This window comes from Fuerstiella marisgermanici, assembly GCF_001983935.1.
Classification (GTDB): domain Bacteria; phylum Planctomycetota; class Planctomycetia; order Planctomycetales; family Planctomycetaceae; genus Fuerstiella; species Fuerstiella marisgermanici.
Genome location: NZ_CP017641.1, coordinates 7347752 through 7360641, shown reverse-complemented (window position 1 = coordinate 7360641; position 12890 = coordinate 7347752). Strand labels below are relative to the sequence as shown.

Genomic DNA, 12890 nt, shown 5'->3' with positions numbered 1-12890 from the left:
CTCTCTGCAGAGAGTCCTGCTTCTTTCTATTGACCAAATGAGCATTGACGATTGCCAGCCTAACGAGAGGCTCGTCCAATTTCTATTGGTGGGGGCTGTTCTTGTTGCGTCGGAACGGATTATCTTTTTGGTCGAGGATACCGCCTGCGACGACGGCAGCGGCCACCGAATTTTGGCCGCTTTGCCTTCGGCCTCGGAGCACTCCTAGTCAGCGACCTGCGTTTGGCTTTGCTCAATTTAGCAAAGATCACCTTCAGCGGGACCAGTGTCTTTTTCGGATAACGGGACATCGCAAGCAACATGCCGCATGTTTTGTCTGCTTGTCAAATTCATGGGGGCAAAGGACCGATGTATAACGCCCCGTCCTGAGGCATTCTTGATCAACACGCTGACTGGTCACGGTGATGACTGGCCGTTGAATCTCAAGTCCGGCAAGCGGAATCGTGGGATTAATGTCTTTCTGTTGGCGGTCCATGCATGGGGAAGCGGATTTCAGTCCGACTAGCAATACCACGGCAGCCGAAATTCTCTTGATAATTTTGCCTGATCCACGATCTTCAGGGCCTACGGTGAAACGACGATCCGTAGAGAAAAAACGGTTGACTTTTTGGTAACATCACTTCTTCGTGTTGGTCACAGATCTAGCTTTGGCGACTCCCAGCTATTGATCCGCTGACCATACACGACTTCTTTCCCATTGCCCCGTTGAGTAGCGGGTGAGCCCGCGACGGCGGCGAAGATCGTCTCCACTGCTCATCTATGTTGACCAGTGAACGCCACCGCGGGCGACACTGTTTGATCCGATCTCCACGATATCAGTCGGTTACGACTTCGATGTCAATGGCTTCAATTGTAGGCATGTCTTCGGGGCGGGAGATATCACGAGGATCGGCGACGTGCATCGAACGCACACGCCCGAGACCGAGGACCGTAGCCAGTTCCTTGAGCAGACGCCCGGAGATTGATACGCGATATTGTGCGACACCCAACAAAGCCAGCTGGATGAATCCGGCATCACGCAGACGCACTTCTCGCAAGTCTGAGTAGGGAAAAAAAATGACTTCACCCGATCTGAGATGTAGCTGAAACATCATGGGCATCGACGTACCGGTGTCGAGAAGCTGCCACGCGGCTGAAGTGTCGGCGTCGGGCAACGCGGCTTTTGGCAGAAAGTGAACGGAAGCAGAATCAAGTGTCATCGTATTAGCATCTCCTTAATTCAGGCGGAGCCGGGGACGGCGACACAGGGCGGCTATTCGCGATAGCCTGACCAACTCTCGGTCCAAAGCTCTGCCACCAACGTCGCACGCGATCCCGCAGGGTTCTACGGCGGTGTTCCATGGCCAGTGTTCTGTCCGCCGTGCGTTTCGTCTCATGCGAAAGCTGCTGGCCGGTCGCTTTCGCCATCAATTCCGTAGCGGAAAGCTGCGTCCCAGCTCTCTGGATTGCCCGCCGAACGGCCGCTTTGTCGTCGACAAACAACTTCACGTCGTGGCGACCGCGGCTGATGGTCACGTAGGCTTGACGAGCGTTGACTGCGGGCAAAGAGTCCGATCCCATCGCGGCGATGGCAATGTCCCTTGTGTGGCCTTGACTGGAGTGGCTGGTTACGACGAAGCCGTGATTCAGGTGACCATAGTTGCGACTGACCACAATGCCACTCTTTAGCACGAGATCTCCATTCACCTGAAACGCTTTGATTTCATCAATTCGACCGTTAGCAATGCGGCTCTTCTTATCGATTCCAGATCCGCCAAGCGTGAAGCGGACGGTATCACCCACAGAAAGCCCGATCGCATCTTCCCGGTACACTTCAAACCTTTCAGCTTGAGAAGTCGGAATGATCCTTGGCGTTGTTTTTGGTTTATCGAAAGGAACAAGCCCGGGAAGGGTGCCCTCGGTTTTGACCACTCGGTAGCGTTGGCCGCGTGTAAATCCTCCCTTGGCGTTCTGGTGGAACTGCACGATTAAGCCGTCCTGATCGTAGCTGTACCTCTCGGACTTCTCGGCGTTCGTCAGATGCAGACTCCGTAACTGCAAGACCGGTTTCTCTTCGGTAGCGATCGTCCCATTCTCTCGCAGTCGCTCGCGAATGGTTTCTGTCACCGCACGGCCTTCAGCGTGCGTAGGGGCGACGACGATTGTGGACTTTCCACGTTCGCTTGCCTCTATGTAGCTTTCGGCAAGCTTGACGTGCCGCTCTTCGTCTCTGAGCTCAATCACTTTGCCCATTTCGTAAAGCTTGTCAAAGCCGGCCAGTAACCCCGTCGCTTTCGTCTCTTGGTCAATGATTTCGTTGCCACGACTGATCAGCTCAACAGCCTCCCGATAATCTCCCTTCTGTCTTTGGATCTTATCAAGCCGAGCAATCTTGAGTCCCGCTTCCTTCTCAATGATCGTGAGGCTCTCGCCTCGCTTTGGGCTCGCGTGTTGTCTTGGGTCACCAACCAGGATGATGCGAGCATTTTGCTTTTCAGCGATTTGAAAGAGCGACGTCATGGAACGTGCGTCTAGCAAGCCCGCTTCATCAACCAGCATGACTTGATCTCTAAGCCGGTCATGCAATTTGGTATTGCGGATCAGATGCTCAACTGTCTTTGCTTCCGCAAACCCGCTTTCTTTGAGAACCTCCGTTGCGGACGTTGAAGGAGCACAAGCGAAGACCTGCTTTCCGGCACTGCCAATTGCTTCCGCCGCTTCACTCATTGTGGCCGTTTTTCCGGTACCCGCACCACCAGTCACAACGATCGTTTGATCCCTGCTGTCGCGGATGTGTTGCACCACTGCTCTTTGCTGACTGTTCAAATAGTCTCGCTGAAATTCGTGTGTCCCCGGACAAAGCGTTTTCTTTGTTCCTCGCCCATCTCGGGCAAATTCAATCATGAAACGTTCTTGCTCAAGCACGACGTGAGTTGTGACAAAGCGACGGGATGCTCCCAACGCATCCTTCTCTTGCCGAATGATGTCTGGATGATTCAGGGCCGCTTCGATGGCTTGAGGACTCTGCTTCACTGCGTAGCGTAGAGCCGTGGCAACCAACTGATGCTCTTCTACTGTGGACTCATTCTCGAAATGGTGGTCAAGGGCAAAGCGGACGGCTTTTTCTGGAGAGATTAAACCCGCTTGTTTTTTCCCATCGTCCCCGCGAAGCGTTCGAAACGCATCGCGTTCCGCGTCCGTAAGTCGGCTATCCCAATGAACATGCAGCGAGTCCAGTGGTGTGCCCGTGTCTTTCTTTTCTCGCAGCTTTTTTCCAAGCTGAGCCTTTTGAGCAGCGTCGGTAATGCCGTGTTTGGTCGCGTGTTCTTCGATCTGCTTTGTTCGAGTCGAGAACTTCTCGATTGTCGAACGCTCAATTCCTTCAATCTCGAAGCTCAGTCGTCCGGTTTTAGGATTGCGGGTTCGGACGGTCCGATAGCCGCTCTGTTCCAGATTCTTCGCCAACCTTGCATAGAAACCCGCTTCGAGTCTCGCTTTGCGTCGCACGATCTCTTCAAGCTCCGCTGCGTAGAATTGCCCGTCCTGTTCTGTCACGTTGAAGACAAAACAATGGGCATGAAGCTGGGGGTCGACGAGGTCACCGACCGGCCGGGAAGTCTTATGCTCAAACCCGGCCCATAGCATGTTGCCGGTTTGGGTCCGTTGTTTCGTGCCGCTGTATTGCCCGTCGCGAACCCGCCGGTGCATGAGCGGCTCGACATCTTCCGCCATCGTCGTGTTTACAGCGTCACGGAAAGCCGTGAGTACGGCTTCATCTTTATTGATGGCAAATGCCAGTGAGACCGACTTCGGGACGCTTAGCGTCATGTCCATCCCAGGTCTACGATTCTTTACCTTTCGTTGTGTCAGCGGCTTTCCGTTGGCCGGATTCCTGCCCGCCAGCAACGCCATGAACTGCTCTTTGGTTAGCTCACTTCCTTCCGTCAACCCGAGCCGCCCGGCAGTCTTGCCACGCCACAGAGCAACGACACGTTCACCGAGATAATAGTCCCCTGCAGAAAGCGTTTCGAAGTATTTGGCAGTGCCTGCGGCACTCGTTGACTGGGTCAGTGTGAGCATGAATGCAACGGGATCAGGTGGGTGGAAGTGACGCAGTGTTGACAGTAACAGTAAATAGCAAATTAGTTCAGCAGACTTGTCTCCTTAGAGTGGCCTAAGGCTTTTCAGCGTGACCCAAATGAACCGTCGCATCAAGGTGCAGACGCTATGCGGAGCTGGTTCATCCACAGGTCAATTTGCAACAGTCGCAGACGCAGAAGCGGCAACAGCCGCGTTTTCTTCCACCGCTACAGATTCCGATAGAACGACGACACCATCTTCGATGATAGCGAAGACGTCAGTTTTCATCGCTTCCTTAAACCGCATGGCATAGCCGAGCAGGCTCAGCCCTCGATCCTTCTTCAGATAGAGACGGACTTTCTGCTCCAGCTCGGCACCTTTCAGGGCATGCTCTTCTTTCAGTACCTTGACGCATGCCTCAATGACGTCCTTTTGCTTTACGTTAGACCCGCTTGGCTTCTGGCGTTTCTTTGACGGCTCCTTTGCTGGAGTCTTGAGAGCTTTGATAGCGGCTTCCAAAGGAAGCTCCTGAGTACGCAGACCGTCGACCTTTGCAGCGATCTGCTCTAACTTCTCTCGGACTGGCATTCGGAGCCGCTCGATCGCTTGCCGAGCCGCTTCAAGCACAGGAGAGTCATGGACCTCGCGCGCCGTTTGCCCCGACGACTTTTTCCCGGTTTGTTTCACCGGGCGTTCCAGCTTTTGGAAAGCCGAGTCTAGCTGGAGCAGGTCAGTTTGTAGTCCGGCTTGTTTGGCTGTCCACTTGACGCGACTCTCACGGATAGGCGTCAGCTGAGACTCAAGTCCAGCACAAGCAGCTTCGATAGCGGGTGTCATAATAGATCCTTTTCGCGGGACGATTGGAAGAGAAGGTCGTGTCGGTGATTAATGTGATAGAAGGAACAACTCACGGAAGATCAGCGTAGCGTACGAGTCAGAAGCCGAAGCGGACCGCGCGTCAACAATCGCCCCACGGCTTGGTAAGGAACAGCACGACACAACGTAAAGCTTCGCTGAAGCAGGTCATATCATCCTGCAATGAGATTTCTTCCATCGCGTATCCCGCGACTTCCTTTTGAGTAATCCCTTCAGCGGCTTCCAGCCAATGGATCGCTTCCCAGAATGTCGGCGGTAACGTCGCGGTCCGTAGCATGCCGTCCGGACATGCGACCAGCCGTGTGCATCGTTCTCTGGCTTCTAGGAATTCTTGGTTTGTCACAACGGTCATCTCACTATTACAGTAACATGGTTGCCTCACGCAGCGCAACCTTGCGTTACATGGAACGCTTCGCGGACCGGTTGAACTTCTGTTTCGCGACGCCGTGGTTTGCCGACGTTGCGAAGCTATGGCGAAGTAGGCCCAGCTTCTCTGCGTGTTGAAGTCTTGCTGACACCTGACGCAGTTCTTTCGATAGTTTCGTATCCCGCTCGCTGTTGATGCCACGGATCGTGCTACCAAGCGGACTTGGTTCAAGCGTTGTGACCAGCTTCGACAGCCGTGATCGAATATCTTCCAGCTTTCCTTTCAATTCCTTTGGCCCCATCGGCTTCGTCGTGACCTTCTTTGGCCCTTGTTCCAGTGCGTCGATCGGTGGTGGCTGGTGCGGTGAATCGCCGCCCAAAGAACCACCAAGGGAGTTTGGTCCGTTGCTACTCATTTCAGGGAACCTTCTAAATTCAAAAGTTGAAAACGTTGTCATCGTCGCCATAGCAATCGGTAACCGGAATGAACAACACGAACGTAAGCGGGCCATACTGATCACGCGTGACGTGTTTCCACCCGGAGACCGGGTTCCAGTACCACGCTGACATTTTTTCATCCGCATCGGGCACGCGAACACCGCCTGCGGCGGGATACTTGTAGGTCCACTGGCAGTGCGGCACCCCCCAAAACACAACCATTGCCGCTAGAACCGCGACAACGATCAGGAGATTGCGAAGCCGTCGCCGTAGCTTTCGAAAGTAGCGGGCAATCGGACTCGTATGCTCCAGTCGAAACAAGCCAAACATTGATTCATCCTTTGTAGTAGGGATTGTGCCCGACCATGTGTCGCCAGTCGGGGCGGGTCCAATAGGGCGTCTTGGAGGCGATGATGGGGCGTAAGTTGGAAGCCAGAATCAGAGCCTGATCAAAAGGGATGCGACGGATTTCGTCGGCGTACATCAATGGCCGAGTCTTGCTCGATTGTCCCATCGTCTGATCCGGGACCGCATCGCTCAAACGGCTGCGGTCAGTGAGGGATAAGTCTTCCAGTGCCACTTGGCCGGTGGCTTTGCTAAGCATGTCGAGCGTGTCTGGTTCGCGAGCTCCGCATACCACCAGCACTTCTCCCGCCGCAATGATTTGCTTTGTCCCTGAACGAGAGTAGATCGATTCTGTTTGACCACCGAGAAGGTCTTGCCAGAGAGACAGAATACGCAGGCCGTATTTTCTGTATTCGTTTAATGCGGACAGATAATTGACAAGGAAGCCACAACTTGCCGCTTCGTCGATAATCGCCGTGACTCTTTTCCTGCGAGGATCAGAAGCAACGGTTTCGAAAATGTGGGATAGCGTCAGATTGACGCCGGCGGAGTGGGTTCGAGATTTTTCGTTCGGATAGATGACAAAAGCAGTGGTCGGTTGTTCGTCTTTCAGCGTATAGGGATCGAACGTTTTGCCTGCGGCGTGTTCACCCATCTCACCGAAATGATCGAAGATTGTTGTTGCCGCCTGAGCAACTCCGAAATATCCCGCGAACTGCTCCGGGGCCTGCTGCATTGTGCCCAGCAGACTGGCGGCCAGTTCTGCCAGCACTCCGCCAAAAGCGTCCGACCTTGTTGCCGCATCGAACCGTTGTTCCATCGCCGCGAGGCCTTCCATTAGCAACCGCCGTAGCATCGGCAGAGTCGGCTTTTTCCCGGTTGCTGCAATAATCAGCGTCAGGCACTCCAGTAAGATCCTTCCGTGATCGCGGAAGAACTTTGAGCGTTCATCCGCAACACCTTGCGGCTTACCCGGAATAAGCAATTCCGAGCGGCGCATGATCTGGCTACGAATTGATGAGGGAGCAGCTTCAGGATCGAAGTCCGCGAAAAAATCAAAACCAGCATCCTCAACGGGAATGCCCAGCATCGATTGAACCTCTGAGGCCCACGGTGAAATCACTTTTACTATGTGTCCGCGACGAATGAGCCAGTCACGCGAAAGCGCATAGAGTTCACCACTGGGATCGTTGACGATACGCGAATGGCCGATATCCAGCAGGATGGTCGGCAAGGCGATGGAAAGCGACTTTTGGGAACCCGGAAATCCGCATACGTTGACGCTACAGTCCCCGTCATACCGGAGATCCCGAAGCTTCCCACGTTTCGTGCGATAGGTGCCGAGAAAAATTCCCTGCGGAGCGAACAAGTTTGCCAGCGCAATCTCCCCGGACGTTGCAAATCGGGCGTCCGCCTGCTTGCGTGCCGTTTCCTTGAGCCGTCCTCGCTTCCGGTTTTCTTCCTTGAACTTTGAACGGTCGTCAAATCCGCGAATGATGTTCTTTGCGGCCAGTCCTGCGGCAAGCAAACTTCCGGGTATTGCCCATTCCGTCCCAGCCTGCACCAGTGAATGGAGATACTGAGCGGCATAGGCCCAGCCGCCTGCCTCAACGGCGCTAACGGGCCACGGACGGGGGGCACGAGGCTTGGATTGTTCAAAGGGCTGACTCACCGGTCCGAACTGCCTAGGCTAGGGAAGTGGAATTCAGGCTTGGAAGTAAAACCAAAGGGCCAGAAACAGAACCAACGTGGCTCCAAACAGAAAGAACAACTGCTCGCCAATTCCCAGTCGGCTTGATCGAGCGGGCTGATTCTGCGGCCGCGATTGCGGAGGGGAAGATCGGTAGACCCCACGTGATTGCATGGGGTCTTCAACGGCAATGGGTGCGGGACGATGTCGACTCTTGGGTTTCATAGCTGAGTCTTTCGTTCAAATGCGGCTTCGAAACACAGCGGAAACATCGAGGCCAGTTGTCTGCTAAACCGACTGGACGGCGTTACGCCGCCCAGACCTTTGAAAAATGCGAGATGAGTGTCGTCCTTTGACGCCGTGTAGAACGACAGAAATCGACGCCTGTCCGGCGCTGCTTGTGCCCATGACCTGACCCGGTTGATCACGGATATCCCTGCCGACTGGTGATAACCGGCGGAGTCTCCCGGTCCGACATCGGCACAGAGCAAAATAATTTCGCTGCCCGTATAATTTGGATCGCTGCCAAGTGACTGAATCGCCTTCGTGATGGCGAGGTCGACACACGTGTTACCGGAGACTGGTTGTAACTCGTCCAGAAACGTCTCAAGCTGCGTGAGGTCGGCTGGATGCCCGTGTTGGCCAATGCGATGCAGTTCAAATTCGGTGAGTTTTCCAGATCGGAATCCGATCACTCCGACTTCCACCGATGTCAGAGCCTGAGGCATCGTCCTCGATAGCATTTTTAGCGTGTGACGAACCTCATCGATGCCTGCAGACATGCTGGCTGACGTGTCAACAAGAAAGTACAGCCGCACCTGATCAGCTTCCTTGAGTTTCCCCAGTGTCTCCTCAGCCGCGTCGGCCCGGTCCTCTGCGTCGCTCCGCTGCTTTTCAATGTCCTGTACGTACTGCGCCGTTTCATCGCTTCGCTGCTTCCGCTGTTTGCTCGCGGCCTCGCGCTGGCGGTCATTTTCCTTCTGGGCCTCTTGCAGATTCTTGCTCACCATCTCGATTTGCCGTCGCTGATCGACAATAAGCGACATCAGCGAGCCAACGTCGGTCGCCTGCTTAGCTTTTTCTCCCTGATTGACAATCAGTACCATCATCAACAGGGCACCCAGCCCAATTGTGTTGAACAGGATGTCGGCCATCACAAGGCCGAATCCGTCATCTTCTTCAAGTTCGACGATGTCTGACATGACAGGTCTCCGGGTTAAAAAGGGACATTGAGTGAAGAGAATTCAATTAGCGGTCGCCGAATTGAAAGCCGCCGAGGTAGCCATCGAGTTGGTCGAAGTACAGATTGATCGCGTCATGACAATGTTGGGCTTGTGAACCCAGCCAGACGGTGCCCAGCAACACAGCGACCAGAGTTGTCGAGAACGCCATGCTGAGGCCGCCGAAAGCCGGAACGAGCGCCGCCGTGAGTGCCTGAACGCTTTCTGCATTCTCAACTACGTCACTCGCCGCATACATCGTCATCGATAGCCCAACTAACGTGCCTGCCATTCCGAAACTCACCATCGTCTTGCCAAGACGGTGAATGCATCGAGGCTTTTCGAGAGCACGATTTCGAAAGGCGGCGAGGATTGCGTGATGCTCGATGCCTCGCTTGGATTCGGCACGGTTGATGACGAGTTTTAGTATCTGAAGAAAGATCGAGGCTCGCTCACCTCCCGGCAATCCCCGGACCTGTTGTGCAGTCATTCGCAGACAACGGTCGATGTCGATTTCTGTAGCGTGGATTTGGCGGTTGTGCCCCGACCAGAAGTTGTAAACAACCCATTGACCACCAAGCGCACAGATGACCAGAAAGCTAGTGAGCAGCAGAGTTGCCTGCTCAATCCAAATGCCAAGGGCGGCTGTCAAAGCAAAACAAACGATGAGCGAGAAAGGTTGCCACAAGTGTGTAGCCCTCCATCGCGTGAATAACGGTTCAGACGGCGACTGCATAAGTTTTCCTTCATTCTTGAGAGTAAAACGTAAACCACTGCCCGCTGTGATTGGCTGGTACGCCAACAGCGGTGCCTCAAAACGAACATCGTGGTGATTGCGGATCGCTACGACACTCTTCGTTCAATGATCTCCGGCTGCTCGGTTGGAGCCGGAGAGATGAAGTAAGACGTCAGAGGTGCCTCGTCAGCGACTCGATGCGAAGATTGAACGATGACGTACGGCTGTTGACTCACCTGACGGCGAAGCAACAGGTAGAAGCCAAGGACCGTCATAAAAACAGCGACGCAGATTCCCAGAATGCTCTTTTCGAGCAGGGAGTGTCGCTTGGCCTGCTGCCGTCCTTCTTCGATGCCTTCCAACCGCCCGAGTTTTTCTGCTTCCGCCTTTGCTTCTTGCACGGCAAGTTCTGAAGCAAGCCGCAGTTTCTCTTCGGCTTCCGCCTTACCATTGATGCGTCCTGTTTGCTCGCCCAGTAGCTTTCCCTTTTCGAAGTACGTCACGGACGCTTCCGAGTGTCCGATGGCCTTTCCCTGATCAAATGCTTTGTTTCGCTCAAGCTCGACCTTAGTGTCAAACTCTTCTCGCACAGCAGCCTTTCCGGCCAGTTCTCCTGACCGGAAACCATCGGTTCGCGCGTCTGCTGCCGCCTGCTGAGCTGCCTTCAACGCATCAGCCTCCGCTTCTGCTGCAGCCGCTTTAGTGGCCTGCTGCAGATCCCGCTGATGCTGGAGGTTCCGATTAGCCAAGGCCGTTTCGATGGCCTGATTCCGTTCTGCGGCAATCTTCTTTTGATCCTGACATCCAGAGGTAGCCAAGACTACGGCCAGCCATAGAACGGCATGGCAATAGCGTGGCCGTGGTTTGAGCAATCGATTCCTCATGACAAAGTCCTCTCGTTCAAAAATGGGCGATGGGAAAAAGCCAAAATGGCGTAAGTAAAAATGCTGGTAACGGACACTTCAGCCGTTGACCAACAGTGACGACTGGCACTCCCTAAAAGTGTTTTTTTTGGGGTCGCAGAACATCAGTACTGCGGTCATGCTGTTGCGTAAGGTAGTGGGACAGATCCATCGTCGAGATCCGAATGCGACCTCTAATCCGGTATGCAGAAAGACGTTTGGATTTCACTTCGCGATAGATTAGTGCGCGCGAAACATTGAGTTGATTTGCAACTTCTGAAACCGTGAGCATCGGTCCGATCGACTGCCCGTGATTGTCGGCGATAGTCATGACGAGTAGCTTTCCTCCGAAATGTGGACCCCGTGCACGCTTCCGAACTGCATCGGCACGATTCGTTTGTCAGCCTCTATCCACATCAATGGTGCCGGTGGACCAGGTGAAAGAGGCGTGCAGGGTTCCCACGCTGCTGACGCAACGAAGTGTGCATGCGAACAAGCAATGCCTGTTCTACTCGCTCGGAACACAGTGGTCTGGAGTCTGACGAATCGCAACATCTCAAACCCTTTAGGGGACATGATCGTTTGCATCGATGTTTTTCCCATGACGATTAACTGAAAACTTCAGCCAGTTATCTGCCACTGTCAGTTAGCGTCAGATTCAGCAGCCTGAGTGCCCCCGCCATCGGTTGCGTCAGTTTTGCCGGGCCGGTTAAATGGCAACCGATGTGAACTCCGATTGTTCAGGTTCAGGAGGTTTCGATGAATTCGTCAACACGAGAACTTCATGAAGGTCACCCGCGCAGCGAAGAGATCGATCTAGACACCTTTATGCACTACTACGAGAAGTTTGAAAGTGTCGCGGACCTGGCGAGGAAAGCATCGCTTGCGAGGGCAACGGTCAAAGCCGCCCGTGACACGGGTTTTGCCACGATGCCGACCATTTCAGCATTCGCCGCCGCCTTTGGTGTCAGCAAGGGGGCTCTTTTGAACCACCGCCCGGACAAGACGCACAAAGGAAATTACAACCCCGTAATGGCTCGCTATAAAAACTTCCTGCGGCGCGAGCTGCTTTCAAACGCCTTTTTCTCTTATGGTCAGGCGAATGGTGGTCTGTTCACAGTCGACTTCTGGGGGTACATCCACGAGCATCACCGTCCGTACATCAATGACCTTGAGTTGTCCGTGAACAACCAGCACCTTGTGTTCAAACAACTGTGTCGCGAAGGTTTGCTGGAGGATCACGACACTGATGGCGACGAAATTTACACCTACCGCGAATGGACTAGAGAGCGGTGTGCGGCCTCACTTCAGCTGCGCATAGGCGTGGAAGTTCTCGTTGTTCGCCACGCTGTGGCTCTCCTGAGAGACGCCCCTGAAAAAGCAGAAGACATCCGCCGAAAACTCAAGACCATTGTAGAAAGCATCGCGAAAGAAATTGCGATGCTTTCTAGCCCGAAGCGATTTGAGATTGGTTTGCGTGTCATTGATCATGACAACAAGTTTCACAAAGCCTGGGCAGGTGTCGCGCCTGAGCACATCGCGACTCTCGCCGTTGTCCTTCCATTCCACACGCAGGTCATGCATCGGTACGTTCATATGGTGCGTTATGCCGAAGAACGTAATATATTCCTGCCCGACGATTTCCCACACCTACACGAACTTGCCAAGCGCTGCTATGACGATCTCGAAAAAATTCACCAGCTGTTTGCCGCAGTCTCAGGGCCCGACCACACTGATGCTGTCGCAGCCCTGCTCAACGCTGTGTCCAGACATCCGAAAGATAGTTACCAGATGGTCAAAGACGCGGAAGGCTTCATTCGAGCGCAGGGTTAAGCAAGGCTTGCAAATCGACCTGCTCCTCGTCCGGCATCACAAGGTTGTGATAATCGACGGCATACCGAAAATTCCTCATCAACTCTGACGGTACATCACCAAGCTCTTCCTGCTCATTACATGCATCAAAGAGCAGTCCGACCCAACGACTGGCTGCACACATCCACTTGTTGCTGATTCTCAGTTCTTCATCCGTGCGATAGTGTAGTTCTCGTCGCCAACAGATATCGGTAAAGCCACTCGCCACACCTTGCGCTATTTGATGGCTGCACTTGCCAAGATACGTCTGTGCGGCAGTTTCCAACACAGCTTGGCAGACCAACACGACATCGTTGGGCCTCGCGCGAAGATATGGATCTTCCGCATACTTTAGAAACCATTTCTGCACCAACATGAATTGTGGTTCGTTTTTTTCGTAGCTCATG

14 protein-coding genes are annotated in these 12890 nt (G+C 53.9%); 1 reads left to right on the top strand and 13 read right to left on the bottom strand.

The window, feature by feature from the left end; all coding sequences use genetic code 11:
- Positions 1 to 815: 815 nt before the first annotated feature.
- The 12 genes from Fuma_RS27640 to Fuma_RS36905 all read right to left on the bottom strand — a co-directional run bounded on the left by Fuma_RS27640 (position 816) and on the right by Fuma_RS36905 (position 10924).
- Positions 816 to 1199, bottom strand: coding sequence for a hypothetical protein (locus Fuma_RS27640; protein ID WP_083732373.1), 384 nt, complete (start codon positions 1197 to 1199; stop codon positions 816 to 818).
- 4 nt (positions 1200 to 1203) lie between these two features.
- Positions 1204 to 4059 carry a MobF family relaxase gene (mobF, locus tag Fuma_RS27635; RefSeq protein WP_077026964.1) on the bottom strand — a complete coding sequence of 952 codons (2856 nt, stop codon included), beginning with the start codon at positions 4057 to 4059 and terminating at the stop codon, positions 1204 to 1206.
- A 171-nt stretch (positions 4060 to 4230) separates the two neighbouring features.
- On the bottom strand, positions 4231 to 4746 hold the full coding sequence (locus tag Fuma_RS27630; protein WP_145944417.1) for a hypothetical protein: 516 nt from the start codon (positions 4744 to 4746) through the stop codon (positions 4231 to 4233).
- A 271-nt stretch (positions 4747 to 5017) separates the two neighbouring features.
- A complete protein-coding gene (locus tag Fuma_RS27625) occupies positions 5018 to 5278 on the bottom strand; it encodes a hypothetical protein (protein WP_145944416.1) in 261 nt (86 codons plus the stop codon).
- Positions 5279 to 5333: 55 nt separating this feature from the next.
- A complete protein-coding gene (locus Fuma_RS27620; RefSeq protein WP_145944415.1) occupies positions 5334 to 5717 on the bottom strand; it encodes a hypothetical protein in 384 nt (127 codons plus the stop codon).
- Between the two features lie 19 nt (positions 5718 to 5736).
- Entirely contained in the window at positions 5737 to 6069 is a 333-nt protein-coding gene (locus tag Fuma_RS27615) for a hypothetical protein (RefSeq protein WP_077026960.1), read from the bottom strand.
- Between the two features lie 4 nt (positions 6070 to 6073).
- On the bottom strand, positions 6074 to 7756 hold the full coding sequence (locus Fuma_RS27610) for a type IV secretory system conjugative DNA transfer family protein (protein ID WP_077026959.1): 1683 nt from the start codon (positions 7754 to 7756) through the stop codon (positions 6074 to 6076).
- Positions 7757 to 7789: 33 nt separating this feature from the next.
- Positions 7790 to 7999 carry a hypothetical protein gene (locus Fuma_RS27605; protein ID WP_077026958.1) on the bottom strand — a complete coding sequence of 70 codons (210 nt, stop codon included), beginning with the start codon at positions 7997 to 7999 and terminating at the stop codon, positions 7790 to 7792.
- Positions 7996 to 8976: a vWA domain-containing protein gene (locus Fuma_RS27600; RefSeq protein ID WP_077026957.1), complete on the bottom strand. Its 981-nt coding sequence runs from the start codon at positions 8974 to 8976 to the stop codon at positions 7996 to 7998. The genes Fuma_RS27605 and Fuma_RS27600 overlap by 4 nt, the downstream gene beginning before the upstream one ends.
- A 46-nt stretch (positions 8977 to 9022) precedes the next feature.
- A complete protein-coding gene (locus tag Fuma_RS27595) occupies positions 9023 to 9682 on the bottom strand; it encodes a hypothetical protein (protein WP_145944414.1) in 660 nt (219 codons plus the stop codon).
- A 155-nt stretch (positions 9683 to 9837) separates the two neighbouring features.
- The gene (locus tag Fuma_RS27590; protein ID WP_077026955.1) at positions 9838 to 10614 is read right to left on the bottom strand and encodes a hypothetical protein; all 777 of its coding nucleotides are present in this window, start codon (positions 10612 to 10614) and stop codon (positions 9838 to 9840) included.
- Positions 10615 to 10726: 112 nt separating this feature from the next.
- Positions 10727 to 10924, bottom strand: coding sequence for a helix-turn-helix domain-containing protein (locus tag Fuma_RS36905; RefSeq protein ID WP_414655193.1), 198 nt, complete (start codon positions 10922 to 10924; stop codon positions 10727 to 10729).
- A 467-nt stretch (positions 10925 to 11391) separates the two neighbouring features.
- Here Fuma_RS36905 and Fuma_RS27580 point away from each other — a divergent pair, with 467 nt between their 5' ends.
- Complete coding sequence (locus Fuma_RS27580; RefSeq protein ID WP_077026953.1) at positions 11392 to 12465, top strand: hypothetical protein; 1074 nt, start codon at positions 11392 to 11394, stop codon at positions 12463 to 12465.
- Here the strand turns inward: Fuma_RS27580 and Fuma_RS27575 are convergent.
- A complete protein-coding gene (locus Fuma_RS27575) occupies positions 12446 to 12889 on the bottom strand; it encodes a hypothetical protein (protein WP_077026952.1) in 444 nt (147 codons plus the stop codon). The genes Fuma_RS27580 and Fuma_RS27575 overlap by 20 nt on opposite strands.
- Position 12890 lies beyond the last annotated feature (1 nt).

Excerpts from the sequence above, each read along its gene's own strand:
- Fuma_RS27580 (WP_077026953.1), top strand. The coding sequence starts at position 11,392 with ATGAATTCGTCAACACGAGAACTTCATGAAGGTCACCCGCGCAGCGAA.
- Fuma_RS27600 (WP_077026957.1), bottom strand. The coding sequence starts at position 8,976 with ATGTCAGACATCGTCGAACTTGAAGAAGATGACGGATTCGGCCTTGTG.
- Fuma_RS27620 (WP_145944415.1), bottom strand. The coding sequence starts at position 5,717 with ATGAGTAGCAACGGACCAAACTCCCTTGGTGGTTCTTTGGGCGGCGAT.
- Fuma_RS27615 (WP_077026960.1), bottom strand. The coding sequence starts at position 6,069 with ATGTTTGGCTTGTTTCGACTGGAGCATACGAGTCCGATTGCCCGCTAC.
- mobF (WP_077026964.1), bottom strand. The coding sequence starts at position 4,059 with ATGCTCACACTGACCCAGTCAACGAGTGCCGCAGGCACTGCCAAATAC.
- Fuma_RS27575 (WP_077026952.1), bottom strand. The coding sequence starts at position 12,889 with ATGAGCTACGAAAAAAACGAACCACAATTCATGTTGGTGCAGAAATGG.
- Fuma_RS27640 (WP_083732373.1), bottom strand. The coding sequence starts at position 1,199 with ATGACACTTGATTCTGCTTCCGTTCACTTTCTGCCAAAAGCCGCGTTG.
- Fuma_RS36905 (WP_414655193.1), bottom strand. The coding sequence starts at position 10,924 with ATGCTCACGGTTTCAGAAGTTGCAAATCAACTCAATGTTTCGCGCGCA.
- Fuma_RS27605 (WP_077026958.1), bottom strand. The coding sequence starts at position 7,999 with ATGAAACCCAAGAGTCGACATCGTCCCGCACCCATTGCCGTTGAAGAC.
- Fuma_RS27590 (WP_077026955.1), bottom strand. The coding sequence starts at position 10,614 with ATGAGGAATCGATTGCTCAAACCACGGCCACGCTATTGCCATGCCGTT.